At 68.3% G+C, this 17,652-nt stretch carries 14 protein-coding genes, 1 pseudogene and 2 riboswitches; of the genes and pseudogenes, 7 read left to right on the plus strand and 8 right to left on the minus strand.

Annotated features, from left to right (window positions below; genetic code table 11):
• Positions 1 to 1,080 (minus strand): cobalamin biosynthesis protein CobW, encoded by a 1,080-nt coding sequence (gene cobW / locus WS61_RS01485; RefSeq protein WP_059498932.1) that lies wholly within the window; start codon positions 1,078 to 1,080, stop codon positions 1 to 3.
• Between the two features lie 326 nt (positions 1,081 to 1,406).
• Positions 1,407 to 1,672: riboswitch (cobalamin riboswitch) on the minus strand.
• A gap of 152 nt (positions 1,673 to 1,824) precedes the next feature.
• Between cobW and WS61_RS01490 the strand changes: the two genes are divergently transcribed.
• The 5 genes from WS61_RS01490 to WS61_RS01510 all read left to right on the plus strand — a co-directional run bounded on the left by WS61_RS01490 (position 1,825) and on the right by WS61_RS01510 (position 7,508).
• On the plus strand, positions 1,825 to 3,963 hold the full coding sequence (locus WS61_RS01490; protein WP_059498933.1) for a TonB-dependent siderophore receptor: 2,139 nt from the start codon (positions 1,825 to 1,827) through the stop codon (positions 3,961 to 3,963).
• A 69-nt stretch (positions 3,964 to 4,032) separates the two neighbouring features.
• Positions 4,033 to 4,270, plus strand: a riboswitch (cobalamin riboswitch).
• Between the two features lie 110 nt (positions 4,271 to 4,380).
• Positions 4,381 to 5,190, plus strand: a complete 810-nt coding sequence (gene cobA / locus WS61_RS01495) for a uroporphyrinogen-III C-methyltransferase (RefSeq protein WP_179949645.1) — start codon at positions 4,381 to 4,383, stop codon at positions 5,188 to 5,190.
• Positions 5,187 to 5,564 (plus strand): cobalamin biosynthesis protein, encoded by a 378-nt coding sequence (locus WS61_RS01500; RefSeq protein ID WP_059498934.1) that lies wholly within the window; start codon positions 5,187 to 5,189, stop codon positions 5,562 to 5,564. Before cobA ends, WS61_RS01500 begins: the two co-directional genes overlap by 4 nt.
• Positions 5,565 to 5,598: 34 nt before the next feature.
• Entirely contained in the window at positions 5,599 to 6,201 is a 603-nt protein-coding gene (cobO, locus tag WS61_RS01505; protein ID WP_034207296.1) for a cob(I)yrinic acid a,c-diamide adenosyltransferase, read from the plus strand.
• A gap of 2 nt (positions 6,202 to 6,203) precedes the next feature.
• Positions 6,204 to 7,508, plus strand: coding sequence for a cobyrinate a,c-diamide synthase (locus tag WS61_RS01510; protein WP_059498935.1), 1,305 nt, complete (start codon positions 6,204 to 6,206; stop codon positions 7,506 to 7,508).
• Positions 7,509 to 7,602: 94 nt separating this feature from the next.
• On the opposite strand, the gene WS61_RS01515 is transcribed toward WS61_RS01510, so the two are convergent.
• A complete protein-coding gene (locus tag WS61_RS01515; protein ID WP_059498936.1) occupies positions 7,603 to 8,766 on the minus strand; it encodes a M20 aminoacylase family protein in 1,164 nt (387 codons plus the stop codon).
• 343 nt (positions 8,767 to 9,109) lie between these two features.
• Between WS61_RS01515 and WS61_RS01520 the strand changes: the two genes are divergently transcribed.
• Together WS61_RS01520 and WS61_RS01525 are read left to right on the plus strand one after the other, a co-directional pair.
• Positions 9,110 to 10,186 carry a type IV toxin-antitoxin system AbiEi family antitoxin gene (locus tag WS61_RS01520; RefSeq protein WP_059498937.1) on the plus strand — a complete coding sequence of 359 codons (1,077 nt, stop codon included), beginning with the start codon at positions 9,110 to 9,112 and terminating at the stop codon, positions 10,184 to 10,186.
• Positions 10,155 to 11,060, plus strand: coding sequence for a nucleotidyl transferase AbiEii/AbiGii toxin family protein (locus WS61_RS01525; protein WP_059498938.1), 906 nt, complete (start codon positions 10,155 to 10,157; stop codon positions 11,058 to 11,060). Before WS61_RS01520 ends, WS61_RS01525 begins: the two co-directional genes overlap by 32 nt.
• A gap of 42 nt (positions 11,061 to 11,102) precedes the next feature.
• Here WS61_RS01525 and WS61_RS35895 read toward each other — a convergent pair.
• The 6 genes and pseudogenes from WS61_RS35895 to WS61_RS01555 form a co-directional block, all read right to left on the minus strand.
• Positions 11,103 to 11,524, minus strand: a pseudogene (locus tag WS61_RS35895) (PIN domain-containing protein).
• Positions 11,521 to 11,784, minus strand: a complete 264-nt coding sequence (gene vapB / locus WS61_RS01535) for a type II toxin-antitoxin system VapB family antitoxin (RefSeq protein ID WP_059499090.1) — start codon at positions 11,782 to 11,784, stop codon at positions 11,521 to 11,523. Before vapB ends, WS61_RS35895 begins: the two are co-directional and overlap by 4 nt.
• A gap of 250 nt (positions 11,785 to 12,034) precedes the next feature.
• Entirely contained in the window at positions 12,035 to 13,051 is a 1,017-nt protein-coding gene (locus tag WS61_RS01540) for a GNAT family N-acetyltransferase (RefSeq protein WP_059498939.1), read from the minus strand.
• Complete coding sequence (locus WS61_RS01545) at positions 13,051 to 13,890, minus strand: N(5)-hydroxyornithine transformylase PvdF (protein WP_059498940.1); 840 nt, start codon at positions 13,888 to 13,890, stop codon at positions 13,051 to 13,053. Before WS61_RS01545 ends, WS61_RS01540 begins: the two co-directional genes overlap by 1 nt.
• Before the next feature lie 88 nt (positions 13,891 to 13,978).
• Positions 13,979 to 16,246: a TonB-dependent siderophore receptor gene (locus WS61_RS01550; protein WP_059498941.1), complete on the minus strand. Its 2,268-nt coding sequence runs from the start codon at positions 16,244 to 16,246 to the stop codon at positions 13,979 to 13,981.
• Between the two features lie 22 nt (positions 16,247 to 16,268).
• Positions 16,269 to 17,645, minus strand: coding sequence for a lysine N(6)-hydroxylase/L-ornithine N(5)-oxygenase family protein (locus WS61_RS01555; protein ID WP_059498942.1), 1,377 nt, complete (start codon positions 17,643 to 17,645; stop codon positions 16,269 to 16,271).
• Positions 17,646 to 17,652 lie beyond the last annotated feature (7 nt).

Genomic DNA, 17,652 nt, shown 5'->3' on the forward strand with positions numbered 1-17,652 from the left:
TTACGCCCGTTGCGGCTCGGCCGCGCACGCGGCGTCGAACGCGCGTTGCAGCGCGGCCGCGTCGAGATCCTCGCCGATCAGCACGAAGCGGCTCGCGCGCGTTTCGCCGTCCTGCCAGCGGCGGTCGAAATAGCTGTCGAAGCGGCGGCCGACGCCCTGGATCACGAGCCGCATCGGCGCGCCGGGCAGCGCGGCGAAGCCTTTCGCACGATAGATCGTGTGCGCTTCGACCACGCGCTGCAGCGCGGCGATCGTCGCTTCGCGCGTGCCGGCGTCGCCCGACACCACCACCGAATCGAAATCGTCGTGATGGTGGTCGTGATCGCCGTCGTCGGCCGCACCGTGATGGTCGTGACGCAGGTGGATCGTTTCCTCCGACGCCGATTCGAGGCCCAGCAGCATCGCGAGATCCAGTTCGCCGCGCGTCGCGCGCACGATCTTCACCTGTGGCGGGATCTCGTCGCGGATCGCGGTTTCGATTCGCGCGAACTCGGCGTCGCCGACGAGGTCGGCCTTGTTCACGATCACGAGATCGGCGGATGACAACTGATCGGCGAACAGTTCGTGCAGCGGCGATTCGTGGTCGAGATTCGGATCGGCGCGGCGCTGCGCGTCGACGGCCTGCGGGTTTTCCGCGAACTGGCCGCTCGCGGCGGCCGGCCCGTCGACGACGGTCACGACCGCGTCGACCGTGAAGCTGTTGCGGATCGTCGGCCAGTTGAACGCCTGCACGAGCGGCTTCGGCAGCGCGAGGCCCGACGTCTCGATCAGCACGTGGTCGATGTCCGCGCGGCGCTCGACGAGCGCTTCCATCACCGGATAGAACTCTTCCTGCACGGTGCAGCACAGGCAGCCGTTCGCGAGTTCGTACAACTGGCCCGATGCCTCGCCCCGTGCATCGTCGCAGCCGATGCCGCAGCCCTTGAGGATTTCGCCGTCGATGCCGAGTTCGCCGAATTCGTTGACGATCACCGCAATGCGGCGGCCTTCGGCGTGCTGCAGGATATGGCGCATCAGCGTCGTCTTGCCGCTGCCGAGAAAGCCCGTGACGATCGTGACGGGAAGCTTGCGTAGGGTCATGGTAGGTCCTGTGACGGAAATGGAATCAGGCCGGGGTCGTCGCGTCGGTGGCGGCGCGGCCATTCATGGGGCGGGACGCGGGAAGGCCGCCGCGCAGTCCGGCCGGACAGCCGCAGGACGGGCGGAACAACGAATCGGGCATGGTGCTTCCTTGCGAACGGTCGACATCGTGAATGCCAACACGGCTGCCGCGGCCCCGCCCGCGCCGCCTGCCGCTCGCCGCGCCGGCCGCTCGCGTGCGCGCGGCGGCAGATGGGCGGAGGAAGCGTCGAACACCGGGCGTCGGGCCTGCTGCGGCCGTGGACGATGCGCCGCCTCCCCGCGGCGCTGAACCCCAACGTTTAGGCCGGTATCCGGGCTGACGAACACGCCGCTTCGCCTTCCCGGATACGCGCGGCATCCAGTGGCGGTCGTCCGCATGCGCGAGGCATGCGGCGAAGCGGCGCTGCATCGCGCTGCGCGCGACGCGTTCGCTTACCGTTGCGGGGGCAGCACAGGTTGGCTCGACTGCGGCGCAGGCAGGCTCCCTGTTTCCCGTTTAACTGCGTGCGCCGGAGCGGCGCGCGCGAGCACCAAAACGCGTGCGAGTGTAGGCGGCGGTGCGGGGAGCGTCAAGGCGAGCGGCCGGCAGCAAACGCGAATGATTGTCGTTTTCAACCGCGTGAGATAAACTTCGCTCGATAACGAAACCTACCATCACGCGACGGCCATGTGAGGCAATCACTCAGTCATCCTTAAATTTCCATGTCGAAACGACAGATATCCGGGCGGCGGTTTCCTGTGCTGGCCCTGTCGCTGTGCTCGATCGCCGGCGTTGCTTCCTGCCCTGCCCCGGCGGCCGAGTTCGACGACGAGCTGCCCACGCTCGAGGTGCGCAGCCGACGCCATCCGAACGATCCGCGCGCCGAAAGCGTGAGCACGGCGACCCGCACCGCGAGCGATCCGCGTGACGTCCCGCAAACCATCGACAGCGTCCCGGTCGAGGAAACGCTGTCCTATGGCGGCCGCACGCTTGCCGACGCGCTGGCCGGCGTGCCGGGCGTGTCCAATACGTCGGACACGCGCTTCGATGCGTTCCGCATCCGCGGCTTTTCCGCCGCGGGCGACCTGCTGCTCGACGGCATGCGAGACGACGCGCAATACGTGCGCAGTCTCGGCAATATCGAACGCGTCGAAGTGCTGAAGGGGCCGGCCGCGGCGCTGTACGGGCGCGGCAGCGGCGGCGGCGTCATCAACCGGATCACCAAGCAGCCGTTGCCGGAAAACTTCGGACATGTCTCGGCGGCGACCGGAAGTTATGGACGGCTCGGCGCGTCGGTCGATCTCAACCGGATGCTGTCGAGCGCATGGAGCATGCGGCTCAACGCGGGGCGCGAACACGCAGGCAGCTTCCGCGACCACGTCGACGGCACGCACCAGTACGTCGCGCCGTCCATCAAGTGGCAGGACGCGCGGCGAAGCTGGCTGCTGCAATTCGAATACGACACGTACGACCGCGTGCCCGATCGCGGCATGCCGGCGCCGGTCGCCGCGGTCGACGCGGCCGGCAAGCCGGTCGCGTTCTCGCTGCCGTCCACGCCACGCGCAACCTTCTTCGGCGCGGCGGGCCGCGACACCCTCCGCGACGAGAACATGAACTGGCGCTCGGTCTTCACGCACGTGCTCGATGGCGACTGGAAATTGCGCCATACGCTGGGCGTGCTGGATTTGCGCAGCACCTTCGACAATACCTACGTCACGCAAAGCTACGTCACGAAGCCGCGCGACTACCGGCGCGTGCAACGTGCGCGCTACCTGCAGGACATGACGCATCTCAACGTGCAGACCGGCGTCGAGCTGAGCGGCAAAGTCGCGACCGGCCCCGGCTTGCATCACCTGCTGTTCGGCATCGAATACGGCTGGCAGAAACGCAGCCCGACGCTCTGGCAGGCCGACGCGGCGCCGGTCCCGATCACCGGGCCGGATCGTCTCGCGCCGGCCGGTGGAGCGCCGCGCCCGTATGCGATGAACCGCCATCGCGTCAGCGACTACGCGATCTTCGCGCAGGATCGCATCGACCTCGGGCGAGCGTGGAAACTGCTCGGCGGCGTGCGCGGGGAACGCTTCGACGTCGATTCGACCAACGCGCTGAACGCTTTGCATGCGCGGCGCACGACGACGGCATGGAGCCCGCGGCTCGGCGTCGTGTGGTCGCCGGTTGGCGTGCACAGCGTGTATGCGTCGTACAGCAAGAGCTTCGCGCCGGTCGGCGGCGACCTGATCGGCATCACGCCGGACGCGCGCGGCAACGCCAACGATCTCGGCCCGCAATACAACCGCCAGTACGAGATCGGCGTGAAAAGCGACTGGCGCGATGGCGCGCTGAGCACGACGCTCGCACTGTTTCAGCTCGATCTGTACAACCGCCGCGTCGCCGATCCGGTTCGGCCCGGTTTTTTCGACCTCAACGGCCTCGAGCGCAATCGCGGCCTGGAACTGGGCGTCGCCGGCCGGCTCGCGGGCGACTGGTTCGTTCGCGGCGGCATCGGCTGGCAACACGCACGCGTGGTCGACGCCGAGCCGAAGTACGCGGGCAAGCGGTCGGCGGGCGTGTCCGGGTCGAACGGCAGCCTGTTCGTCAGCCATGCGCCGCTGCGCGGATTTTTCGCCGAACTCGGGCTGGTGTACGAAGGGGCCCGTTACGCCGATCGCGACAACCTGCTCGAACTGCCCGCATACGTCCGCTGGGACGGCAAGGCCGGATATCGCACGCGCGACCTCGAGGTGACGCTGGCGGCCGTCAACCTGACCGATCGCGACTACTACGCGAATGCGACGGGTCTCGCGCAGATCGTGCCCGGTTCGCCACGCACGTTCACGCTGACGGCGGCGTACAAGTTCTGACCTCGCGGGCCGCGCCGACGCCCCGCGCAACCGGTCCGCCGGGCGGCTCGTGCGTTGCACGCCTGTGCTATCGTATGCGCCGCGTTCGGTGCTCGCATGCGCATTCCGCGCATGCAGTTAAACGGGAAACAGGAGGCGGATGTCCGCCCGGCCTGTGCTGTCCCCGCAACGGTACGCCGCCCGCGCAACGCGCTTTTCCGCACGTGCGCCCAGGCCGCCCGCGATGCCACTGCCCTTCGACCGGGCGGGAAGGCTGCGGTCTGGCAAGCGGCCAGCCCGGATACCGGCCGACGCAAGGGGCGAGCGCGATGCTCGCCGAACGCCCGATCCGCGGGGGACGGATGGGGTGCGCATTCCACCCGCGTTCGCGCGGGGTTTCGCCCGATCCGTCATGCACTGCCTGCCCGCCGGCCGCCGATGTGCCGCCCGCCTTCCCCGTTCCACTGTGTCGACACGGTGCGCACCGTGCCGCGCGCGATGAGCCGCGCATGGCTCGTCGGCGCGGGCCCCGGCGACGCCGACCTGCTGACGCTCAGGGCCGTGCGCGCGATCGGCGCGGCCGACGTGCTGCTCGTCGACGATCTCGTGAACCCCGACGTGCTGCGCCATGCGCGCGCCGACGCGCTGATCGAGCACGTCGGCAAGCGTGGCGGCCATGTGTCGACGCCGCAGGAGGCGATCGTCGCCGCGATGCTCGCGCACCTGCACGCGGGCCGCAGCGTCGCGCGGCTCAAGGGCGGCGATCCGTTCGTGTTCGGCCGCGGCGGCGAGGAACTGGTCGCGCTCGGCGCGGCGGGCTTTCCGGTGGAAGTCGTCAACGGCATCACCGCGGGCATCGCCGCGCCGGCCGCGCTCGGCATCCCGGTCACGCACCGTGGCGACGCGCAGGGCGTGATCTTCGTCACCGGCCACGGCGCGGGAGCCGACGAGCCCGACTGGCGCGCGCTCGCGGCCACGCGCATGACGATCGTGATCTACATGGGCATCCGCCGCCTCGACGCGATTGCCGCGGCGCTGCGCGGCGGCGGCCTGCCCGGCGATACGCCGTGCGCGGCAATCGAAAGCGCCACGCGCCCCGAACAGCGCCACCTGCTCGCGACGCTCGATACGCTCGTCGAGTGTGTCGGTGCGGCCGGTATCGGTTCGCCTGCGATCGTCGTGATCGGCCGCGTCGCGGCGCTCGCCGACGATCCGGCGGTGCGTGCGGCGCTCGGCGGCTGCGCATGATGCGCGTCGCGCTCGGCGTCGGCTTTCGCGCGGGCGTCACGGCCGCGCAACTCGATGCCGCGATCCGCGCCGCACTCGCGCGCTACCCGGCCGCCGAACCGGCGCTCGTCGCGACGCTCGCCGACAAGGCACGCGCCCGTGCGCTGCGCACGCTGTGCGCACGCCGTGGCTGGCCGCTCGTCGCGTTCGATGCGGCGCAACTCGCGAGCCGCCCGGAACTGGCCGCGAGCGGCCCGTCCGGCGCCGCGCTGGCGCGCTTCGGCATCGCGGGCGTGGCCGAGCCGTGCGCGCAGCTCGCCGCGCCGCACGGCCGGCTGCTCGGCCCCAAATCCATCCGGGACGGCGTGACGGTCGCGCTCGCCGGCCCGCTCTGAACCCGTTGTTTCGCTTTCGACAGGACGATTCCCGATGAAGACCGATTCCGAATCCCATCAGCGGATGGCCGAACGCCGCCGCGCCGGCCACGAGAAGAAGCAGGCCGCCGCCACGCAGGAAAAGGGCCTGCTGATCGTTCACACCGGCAACGGCAAGGGCAAGAGCACGGCCGCGTTCGGGATGGCCGTGCGCGTGCTCGGCCACGGCATGCGGCTCGGCGTCGTGCAGTTCATCAAGGGGGCGCTGCACACGTCCGAGCGCGACTTCCTCGGCGCGGTCGCGCAATGCGATTTCGTGACGATGGGCGACGGCTATACGTGGAACACGCAGAATCGCGACGCCGATATCGCGACCGCGCGCAAGGGCTGGGACGAGGCGCGCCGGATGATCGACAGCGGCGACTACCGGATGGTGATCCTCGACGAACTGAACACCGTGCTGAAGTACGAATACCTGCCGCTCGACGAAGTGCTCGCGACGCTCGTCGCGCGTCCGGCGTCGGTGCACGTCGTCGTCACCGGGCGGCATGCGCCCGATGCACTGATCGATGCAGCCGATCTCGTCACCGAAATGCGGCTCGTCAAGCATCCGTACAAGGAGCAAGGCGTGAAGGCGCAGCGCGGCGTGGAGTTCTGAGCATGCCGGCCTGCCCCGCGCTGTTCGTCAGCGCCCCCGCGTCTGGCCAGGGCAAGACGTCGGTGACGGCCGGCCTCGCGCGGCTGCACCGCCGGCTCGGCCGCCGCGTGCGCGTGTTCAAGACCGGCCCCGATTTTCTCGATCCGATGCTGCTCGAACGCGCGAGCGGCGCGAGCGTGCATGCGCTCGACCTCGGGATGGTCGGCGAGGCCGGCTGCCGCGCGCTGCTCGCCGAAGCCGCGCGCGACGCGGACCTGATCCTGATCGAAGGCGTGATGGGGCTGTTCGACGGCACGCCGAGCAGCGCCGATCTCGCGGCCGCGTTCGGCGTGCCGGTCGTCGCGGTGATTTCGGCGAAGGCGATGGCGCAGACGTTCGCGGCGATCGCCTTCGGGCTCGCGCGGTTCCGGCCGGGATTGCCGTTTCACGGCGTGCTGGCCAATCGCGTCGGCTCGGGTCGGCACGCGCAATTGCTGCAACAGGCGTTGCCCGACGAGCTGCGCTGGCTCGGACACGTGCCGGCCGATGCGGGCATCGCGCTGCCGGAGCGACATCTCGGCCTGCATCGGCCGGCCGATATCGACGATCTCGACGCGCGGCTCGATCGCGCGGCCGATGTGCTCGCGCAGACGGCGCTGGCCGACTTGCCGCCGGCCGTCGCGTTCGCGGAACCGGACGTGGCCGCGCCGCTGCCGCGCGCGCTGGCCGGCAAGCGGATCGCGGTGGCGCGCGATGCGGCGTTCTCGTTCATCTATCCGGCCAATCTCGCACTGCTGGATACGCTCGGTGCGACGCTGCGATTCTTCTCGCCGCTCGCCGACGAACCCGTGCCCGACGATTGCGATGCGCTGTTTTTGCCGGGCGGCTATCCGGAACTGCATGCGGCGACGCTTGCCGGGAATGCCGTGACCGCACGGACGATTCGTGCGCACGCGGCAGCCGGACGGCCGATCGTCGCGGAATGCGGCGGGATGGTGTATTTGTGCGAATCGCTGACCGATGCGGATGGCTCGACGACGCCGATGCTCGGCCTGCTGCCGGGGCATGCGACGATGCAGCGCCGGTTCGCGGCGCTCGGCATGCAGCAGCTCGATACGCGCACCGGGCCGATGCGCGGTCATACGTTCCACTATTCGCGGCTCGCGACGCCGCTGGAACCGGTCGCGCGCGCCGCGCGCCCCGACGCCGCGCGGGACAGCGGCGAAGCCGTCTACCGGAGCGGCGCGATCGTCGCGACGTACATGCACATGTACTGGCCGTCGAATCCGGATGCAGTCGTGGCGTTGTTCGGCGGGGACGCGTTCTAGATAGCTGGATGCGGCGCTCGGATCGAGGCCGCGCGTTCGCCGTTCCGAAGCGGGGCCGATGCTCGGCCCGGCGCCGCGTGCCTCGCCTCGTCCGTCACACCAGAAACGCCTCGGTCAGCTTGACCCAATACGACGCGCCGGTCGGCAGCGCCGCGTCGTTGAAGTCGTAGCCGGGGTTATGCACCATGCAGCCGCCCTCCCCGTCGCCGTTGCCGATGATCAGGTAGCAGCCCGGCCGTTTCTCGAGCAGGAACGCGAAATCCTCGCTGCCGGTGAGCGGCACCATCCCGTCGATCAGATTGGCTTCGCCGACCCATTCGCGAGCGACGCCGCGCGCGAACGCCGTCATCTGAGCATCGTTCACGAGCACCGGGTAGCGGCGCTGGTAGTCGATCGTCGCGGTCGCACCGAACACGGCCGCCTGCGTATGCACGACCTCGTTGATGCGCGTTTCGAGCAGGTCGCGCACCTCGGGCTTCAGCGCACGCACCGACAGGCGCATCTGCGCGCGATCGGGAATCACGTTCGGCGCCTCGCCCGCATGGATCGCGCCGACCGTGACGATCGCCATGTCGAGCGGCGACACGTTGCGCGACACGATCGTCTGCAGCGCCAGCACGATCTGCGCGCACACGACGACCGGATCGATCGCCCGGTGCGGCACCGCGCCGTGACCGCCGCGGCCCTGCACGTCGATGACGACGGTATCCGACGACGCCATGAACGCCCCCGGCAGGAAACCGAATTTGCCGGTCGGAAAGCCCGGCATGTTGTGCATCGCGAAGATCGCGTCACACGGAAATTGCTCGAACAGCCCTTCGTCGAGCATCTTCTTCGCGCCGCCGAGCCCTTCCTCGGCCGGCTGGAAAATCAGGTTCAGCGTGCCCGAGAAGCGGCGTTCGCGCGCGAGGTGTTTCGCGGCCGCCAGCAGCATCGCCGTGTGGCCGTCGTGGCCGCATGCGTGCATCTTGCCCGCGATCGTGCTCTGGTACGGCAGGCCCGTCGCTTCGTGAATCGGCAGCGCGTCCATGTCGGCGCGCAGGCCGAGGCGCTGCTTGCCGTCGCCCACTTTCAACTGGGCGACGACGCCGGTGCCGCCGAGCCCGCGATGCACGGTGTAGCCCCACGACTGCAATTGTTCGGCGACGAGATCGCTCGTCGCGAATTCCTCGAAACCCAGTTCGGGATGGGCGTGGATGCGATGCCGAATCTCGATCATTTCGTCGGCGAGGCCTGCGGGAATCACGCTGTGCGTCACGGTGTCGTCTCCTGATGTGCGATGAGGAACATGCAGGCAACGATAGTCGATTCGGCAGCAACCGGGCAGACGGAAAGTCGTCGCGGTAGCAACCGGTGGTTGCTATATGGAAATATGGCTCAGCGCACATGGTGGCCGGCCATCCGGACGACTGACGCGGCCGATCCGGCCGTGCGACACTGGGCGTCCTGTCGCGAATTCTCGTGCAAGAGGGGTGGTCGTGGTCATTTATGCGCCTGAAATACTGCCTTTATCTCAAAGACTTACGAGATTATGTTCACTCTTTGACGTTTGTACATTTTTTGTGTACGCTGATAAAAAAGTGAACAAGCGATCCTCGTTGATGCCCAAGAACGCCACTCTCCCGATGTCGGAACAGCAGGTGCTCGACGAAGCGTGCGCCGCGTTCGGCCGCATAACCCCGCGCTTCAACGCGCGGCCCGTGCGCGTGCCGGCGGCATACCGCGCGCGTGCCGACGCGATGATTCGCTTCGACGTGGCGGGACAGGTGGTGGAGATGCCGGCCGCCGTGAGCCTTCGTATCGAATCGCTGGCGGGCGCGCTCGCGGAACTGCGTCGCCGCAGAGGCGGGACCGCACACGCGCCCGGCGAGCGGCCGCTGATGCTGGTCGCACCCTACCTTTCCGGCGAACTGGCCGCCGGCCTGATCGACCAGGGTATTCCGTTTCTCGACACCGCCGGCAACGCATGTCTGATCCAGCCGGAAGCGACCGTCATGATCGCGGGCCGGCCCAAACCTGCACGCACGCCGCGCCGGCAGGCGTCACGCGCGACGACGCCGAAGGGGCTGGCCATGATGTTCGCGCTGGCGACGCAGCCGGGCCTGGTCGCGCAGCCGTATCGGGAGATTGCCGCCGCGTCGGGCGTCGCGCTCGGCACGGTCAATCTCGCGATGGACGATCTGATCGCGCGCGGTCTCGTCGGGCAACGCCGCAACGGCGAGCGCCTGATTCCCGACTGGCCGCGCTTCGTACAGGAATGGGCCGCGCTGTACCCGAGCCGCTTGCGTGCGAAGCTGCCGAGTCGCCGGTTTGCCGGCCTCGCGCCCGACTGGTGGCGCGGCTTCGATTTCGCGGCTTTCGATGCGCAACTCGGCGGCGAGCCGGCGGCCGATCTGCTGACGCACGATCTGAAGCCGGCCGCGATCACCGTCTATACGCACGGCGCCGTGCCGAACCGCCTGCTGCTGCAGGGCCGCCTGCGTCCGGACGCGCACGGCGACGTCGAAATCCTCGAAGCTTTCTGGCCGCGCTCGCCGGCACTCGACTGGCGCGAGCAAGATGTGCCGCTCGTGCCGCCGCTCCTGATCTATGCGGATCTCGTCTCATCCGGAGACAGCCGCAATCTTGCCGCCGCCGAACACATCCATGACCGATACCTCGCCCACCCGCCCGCTTGAAGTTGATGCGAGCCGCCCGCTCGAGCCGGCGGCGGTGGCGCTGCTGCAGTCGGTTGGCGCGGCCTGCGCGCAACTCGACGCGGCATTCGTCGTGGCCGGCGCGACCGCACGCGACATCCTGATGTGGCATGTCCACGGCATCCGGCCGGTGCGCGCGACGCGGGACGTCGACGTCGCGGTGTGCGCGGTCAGTTGGCCGTTTCATGCACGGCTCGTCGATACGCTCGTCGCGACCGGGCAATTCGCCCGCGCGCCGAAGCATCGGCAGAAACTGCTGTTCGACAGCGGTACGCAAGGCTTTCGCACGGAACTCGACCTCGTGCCGTTCGGGCCGCTCGAAGCGCCGCCCGGCGAAATCGCATGGCCGCCCGGCGGCGACTTCGTGCTGAACGTGCTGGGTTTTCAGGAGGCGGTCGATACCGCGCTGACCGTGTCGATCGGCGCCGGCATCACGGTGCCGGTGGCGAGCCTGCCGGCGCTCGCGCTGCTGAAGCTGCTCGCGTGGAAGGACCGACGCGCACGCCAGAACAGCGACGCGTACGACCTGCTGTTCCTGCTCACGCATTTTCACGATGCGGGCAATCGCGAGCGCATCTGGGACGTCGCGCCCGACCTGCTCGAACGACATGGCTTTCAGCCGGAGCTGGCGGCAGCGGCGCTGCTCGCGCGTGACGCGAAGCGCGCCGCGTCGCCGCATACGCGCGATGCGATCCGCGCGCTGTTGTCCGACGAAGCGACTTACGCGACGCTCGGGCAGGATCTGCAGGCCCGCGCGTTCGCGCTCTTGCCAGGTGAATTCAATGACGATGCCGACCGGTATCTCGATGCGTTCCGCGATGGCTTCCTCTCGGACCCGCCCGTTCGTCGGGCATGACATGCTGCCGCGCGACGGCAATACCGTCGTGCATTCGCCGCGTCATGCCGAGGCTGCCCAGTCTTCGAGCGGCAACCCCGCGACACGACTGAATTCGCGACCATTGTTCGTGACGAGCACCGCACCGGCTGCGATCGCGTGGCCGGCGATCGAGGCGTCGTTCGCGTCGATCGGCGTGCCGCGTGCGGCAAGGTCGGCGCGGATCGCAGTCGTTGCATCGATCGCCGCGGTATCCCACGACAGCACGCCGTCCAGCCGCGCGACAAAGCTCGTCACGAGCTCGGCATGCTTCGCGATGCCTTTCTGCCGACTGCACCAAACCGCATTTCGGCATAAGTAACGGCCGATACGACGATCCGGTGCTGCGCGTTGACGCACGACTGCAACCGCGACAGCACCGCGGGCGGCCGCTCGCGCATGATGAACGAACAGATGTTCGTATCGAGCATGTAGAGCGTGGTCACCGCTTGGACTCCGTCGGCGCATCGGCGTCGCCGGACAAGTCGAAGCGGCCGGATTCGATGACGGCCGGGCGCTCGGCAAGGAAATCGGCATCGGCCAGCGGTTCGTTCGCGAACGACAGCCACGTGGGACGGACCGGCCGTAACAGCAGCGTATCGCCCTCGCGGCGGATCTCGAGCTCCGTGACACCCTCGAACTCCATGTCCTTCGGGATGCGGATTGCCTGGTTACGGGCGTTCTTGAAAATGGAAACGGTGCGCATGAGCCACTCCATGGGAGTACGATGCGCCCACTGTAGACATATGCTGGCATATGTCAATTTGGCGGGAGGCGAATCCACCGTTGCGCCCCACGTGGTCGAGGATGTCTGATTCATGCTGCCGGCCTGTCGTCGATGATAGGAGCAATCCATTCTTCATGACGCAGGCCGCGCGGTCCATATACCGGACGGCCAATGCATACGCATCGCAAGGCCGCGCACACCGTCGCACCGACGCTGCGCGCGCCGCCCCTCATGGCAACCGGAAAGTGTCAAAGAACGTATCGCGCTCGATCACGGTGAGCGCCGCGCGCTTGTGCGGGAAATCGAACTCCTTCAGCGTGTAGAACCCGAGCCGATGCATGTACGCGATATGCCGCACGTGGTCGACGCGCGGCTCGCCGACGAGCCGCTGCGTGCGCGGCTCGTCGACGAACATGTAGTGCAGCACCCCGCTCCACCACGCATGCAGCTTGCCGGCGCTCTGAAAACGCGAGTCGCCGATCAGCAGGTGCAGCCCGCGATCGTAGTCGTGCGCATCGTAGAACGGCGCGAGGCGGTCCTCCTTCGCCCAGTAGAACTCGAAATAGCCGAACGGCGTGTCGTCGAAATAGCCGATCATCGGGTGCATGTGCGGGTCGGCGAGCCGTTCGGCGAGATACGCCGCATGCTCGTCGCGCGTGCCGCGCTGGTCCCAGAAATGCGCGACACGGTCGAGGTTCATCCAGGTGCTGAACAGGTCCGCGTGCGCATCGATGTCGACGGTGCGCAGGCTGAACGTCATGCCGACCTGCGGCATCGCGCGGGCATAAATCTCGCCGGCCGGCGACGGCGGCCGCACCGGATGCCGATGGCCGTTCGTGATCGCGTAGCGCAGCGGCATCCCGCCCGACGCGGGCGCCTTCAGCCACGGCCGCGGATTCTGCCAGAACGTCGTGCGCGACACGGTGAGCCGCAGCGTGTCGCCCGCGACCTGCGCGCCGTCGATCACGCCTTCGCGCACCGCACGCGCGACGTACGATGCCACGGCCGCCGCATCGGCGCCGCCGAGCGGCACCGAGATCGTCGCCGCATCGTGCCGCGTGTCGGTGTTGAACAGTGCGACGAAGGTCGCGAGCAGCGCGTCCGGCGCGTCGTCGGGCCGCCATGCGTCGAGCGCCTGCTCGACGACGGCCGCCGCTTGCCCGTGCGCGGCGCCGTCGAGCGCCGCGGCCACTTCACCTTCGACGGCGTCGGCCGTGCCGGCCGGTTTCGTCAGCGTGTCCTGCATCACAATGCTCCCGCGTCGTGGCGATCGGCGAGCACGTGCAGCCCGCGTTCGAGCGCCGGAAACAGGCTGCGCTGGAAGTTGTTCCAGCGCAGTTCGAGAATCGTGTCGTCCGGCGCGATCGGCGTGTCGAGCACGTCGCAGATCACCTCGCCGGAATCGATACCGTTGTCGACGTAGTGGAACGACGCGCCCGTCATCGTCACGGGTTCGACGGACGACGTCGCGCCGGTGGCCCAGTCGACCCGTTCGCCGCGTGCGCCGTGCAGCGCGTCGAGCGTCGCCCACGCGCCGCGCCGCTGGTACGGCGAATCGTCGGCCGTGATGCCCGGGTGGATGTTCGCGATGCGCCGGTGAAAACGCGCGCCCGGCCGCACGAGTTCGTCGAGGATCACGAGCAGCCCGTCGAGCACGACGATGTCGGCGTCGAGTTCGAGCAGGCGCTCGAGCAGGCGGCGCTCGAATGCCTGTTTGCCGGTCACGCGTTCGCGCGCGTCGCGCGGCAGCCGCCGATACGTCGACGCGATCGTGCAGAACAGTTCGTCGACGGGCCGGCCTTGCACCGTCAAGCCCTCCGGCAAGATCCACGGGCGGCCCGGCGTGCGTGCGAACCCGTAATCGGCCACTTTCGCGCGGTCGGATGGCGACCCGTCGTCGTCGTCGACGATCACGCCCTGGAGCGTGTAGCGTTCGCCGAGCGGCGAATCGTTCAGGCGTTCGACGAGGAATTCGAGCGGCGCCTTCATGTAGCGCGTGCCGCCCCGATAAGCGACCGGCTGGCCGGCACGATCGGCCGCGCCGTTGCGCAGCGACTGGATGTAGACGAGATTTTTCTTCGGCATGGAGGCGTCGTGGAAAAAAGCGGACGAAGGCGCCGCGGCCGGCCCGCGCCGGCCACGAAGGCCGGCCGGCGAGCGGCGGCGCGCGACGTCACCAGTTGTATTTCGCGGTCGCGATCACCGTGCGGTCGGTCCCGAAAATGCAGACGTTCGCCGATTGGCAACCGCTGATGTAATGGCGATTGAACAGGTTCGTCCCGTTTACGGCGAAGCGCCAGTTACGCGTGTCGTAATGCAGGCCCGCATCGAACAGCGTGACGCTCGACACCGTCAGCGAGTTGTCGGCCGCACCGGCCGACGCGCTCTGGTAGCGAATGCCGCCGCCGAGGCCGAAGCCGGCGAGCGGCCCCGTGTGCCATGTCCAGTCGGTCCACAGCGACGCCATCTGGCGCGGACGCGGAATATCGACCGGCCAGTTGTTCAGCGTGTTGTCGTTCGCCTTGATGACCTTCACATCCTGGTAGACATACGACGCGACCACCGACAGGTTCGGCGTGACCTTGCCGGTCGCGCTCAGCTCGATCCCGCGCGAACGCACTTCGCCCGTCTGCACGGACTTCGTGCCGGTGTCGTCCTGGCTCGGCAGCGCCGGCGTCAGCACGTTGGTCTGGTTGATCTGGTAGATCGCCGCGTTCAACATCAGGTTCTTGCCGGGCGGCTGCCAGCGCAGGCCGGCCTCGATCTGCTTGCCGCGCGTCGGCTGCGGCAGCCCGCCGCCGAGCAGGTTCACGCCGATCAGCGGATTGAACGACGTCGCGTAGCTGATGTACGGCGACAGCCCGTAATCGCCCTGGTACGTGAGGCCGACGCGGCCGGTGAACGCCGTGACGTCCGCCTTCGTCGACGTGCCGGCCGCGCGGTCGTCCATCCGCATGTTGACCCAGTCCTCGCGGCCGCCGAGCGTCAGCGTCCAGCGGTTCCACTTGATCTGGTCCTGCGCGTACAGGCCGAACGTGTTCATCGTCGTGTACGTATTCGTGCGGTACGTGGTGTTCGGATCCGAGAACACGGCCGTCGTGACCGGCGTATAGACCGGGTTGTACAGGTTCAGTGTCGGCGCGGCGGCCAACCATTCGCTGTCGGTCGTGGTCTGGCGGTTGTACTGGAAGCCGAGCAGCAGCGTGTGCTGCAGCGGCCCCGTCGCGAACCGGCCCTCGAGGTTGTTGTCGATGTCGAAGCGGCTGTAGTTCATCTGGAACACGCCGGCCCAGCGATTGACGGTGGTCAGCGTGTCGTCCGAGAAGCCGTTGCCCCACACCGAACCGTTGTCGAGCGACAGGTGCATCAGGCGCGTGTTCTGACGGAACGTCCAGGCCGGCGTCAGGTTGCGCTCGAACTGGTAACCGACCGACCACTGCTTCTTGCGGTAGTAGTTGAAGTTGCCGTCGCCTTCGTAGATGTCCTTGTCGATCTGGCCGTTCGGATTCGGCAGCACCGTGCCCTGCGCCGGCAGGAAGTTCGACGAGATGTCGCCCCAGTCCTGCAGGTAGGTCGCGGACAACGTCAGCGACGTATCCGCGTCCGGGCGCCAGCGGAACGACGGCGCGAGTGCGACGCGCTGATCGTTGTTCGGTCCCGTCAGTGCATTGCCGTCGCGCGCGACGCCGACGAACCGGTACGCATACTTGCCGTCCGGATCGAGCTTGTCGCCGACGTCGATCATGAACTGCTTGCGTGCGTAGTTGCCGATCTGCACGCCCGCTTCGCGCACGCGCTCGCCGTCGGCGAGCTTGGTGTGCACGTCGATGATCGCGCCCGGATCGCCCGCGCCGTACAGCACCGAGGTCGGCCCGCGCAGCACGCTGATGCTGTCGATCATGTACGGATCGACGCGCCAGCTCGCGAGGTTGATCGTGTTCGGCACCTGCAGCCCGTTCACGTAGGCGGTCGGCGTGAAGCCGCGCAGCGCCGCGTACCAGTCGGAGCGGTTGTCCGATCCGTACGACGAGAAGCCCGGCACGTAGCGCAGCGCCGCGTTCACGTCGGTGGCGCCGGTCATCTCGATCTGCTGCGCGGTGACGACGTTGATCGTCTGCGGGATCTCGTTGAGCGGCGTGTCGGTCTTGGTGCCGGTCGTGCTGCGCTTCGCGACGAGCCCGACCGTGCCGTCTCCCGCCGAGGCCGCGTTGACGGTGATCGCCGGCAGCGTGCCGTTTTGCGCGCCCGTCGACGGATTCGCCGTCGCGCCGTTTTGCGCACTGCTCGCCGACGCCGCGGCGCCTGCGTTCACGGCCGGCGCCGTCTGGGCGTAAGCGTGCCCTGCCGCCGCCGTACCGAACGCCACGCTTGCCGCGGCTGCGATCGCACGCAAACGCGTGCCTGTTGCCCACTCCATCTTCTTCTGCTCCACTTTTTTCATGCGGTCTCCGACCGCGCCTTTGTCAAAGAGCGAAAGCCATCCGGCCCGCGCTCACCCCGTTGTTCGGTCGTTTTTCATGCGTTGCCCGGGCCGCGCCTTCGTCATGCGCGGACGCGATCCCGTCTTCGAGCGACGCGCAGATTTCGTCCGCGCGGCGCGCCAGTACCGACAGCAGCGTGTCGGACAGGCCGTGGCTGTCTTCGCAGCAGCCTTGCAGATAGATGCGCGGCGCGAAGTGCTCGGGCGTCGCGAGCAGGTAGTCGCGCGTCACGTCGCCGCGCGCGAGCGCATCGCCCAGATGCGGCGCGAGGCCTTCGAGCAGCGCCGAATGCGTGTCGCGGCGGTAGCCGGTCGCGAGCACGAGCGCGTCGAAGCGCTCGACGCGCGTGATGCCGCTCAACCGGTCGCGCAACGTCAACTCGATGCGGCCGTCGGCGGTGCGCACCGCGGCCTCGATCGCGCTGTTCGCGAGCAGCGCATGACGCGGCGTGCCGTCGATGCGCTGCAGGTACAGCATTTCGTAGATCTGCTCGATCAGCGGCCGGTCGACCACCGCGTAGTTCGTGTCGCGATAGCGCTCGAGCAGCGCACGGCGCGCATCGTGCGGCTGCGCATAGACGACGTCGGTGAATTCGGGGCTGAAGATTTCGTTGACGAACGGGCTGTCGTCGGCCGGCTTCAGCGCGCCTGCGCGCATCACGAGGCTCGCGTCGACGTGCGGGAAGCGGCGCGCGAGGTCGATGAACACCTCGGCCGCGCTCTGCCCCGCCCCGATCACCGCGACACGGCGTCGCTCGCCGTCGGGCGACGCGACGAGCCGGTCGATGTCGGTCAGGTAGGATGACGAATGGATCACGCGGTCGCGGCCGAGCGCGGCGAACGCATCCGGAATCGCCGGCGTGCCGCCGACGCCGATCGACAGCGCACGCGTGACGCGCTGGCGCTCGTGGCCGGCCGCGTCGCGCGACAGCACGCGCAGTGCGTCGATCCTTGCCCCCTCGCCGCGCACGGGTTCGATCCCGAGCACGGTCTCGCTGTAATGGACGCGATCGTCGAACGCGTCGGCCACCCAGCTCAGGTAGTCGTGGAATTCGACGCGGGTCGGATAGAAATTCTTCAGGTTCACGAATTCGTTCAGCCGGCCGCGTTCGAACAGGTAGTTGATGAACGTGTAGCGGCTTTTCGGATCGCGCATCGTGACGAGATCCTTCAGAAACGAGATCTGCATCCGGCAGTCGTCGAGCAGCATCCCGCGATGCCAGCCGAATTCCGGCTGGCGCTCGACGAAGCAATGGGCGAGCGCGTGCACGCCGCCGCGCTCCGCGAGGCGCACGGCCAGCGCCAGATTCGACGGCCCGAAGCCCACGCCGATCAGGTCGAATACGGTTTCTCTCTGCATGTCTCAG

The organism is Burkholderia sp. ABCPW 11, assembly GCF_001523445.1.
Lineage (GTDB): Bacteria > Pseudomonadota > Gammaproteobacteria > Burkholderiales > Burkholderiaceae > Burkholderia.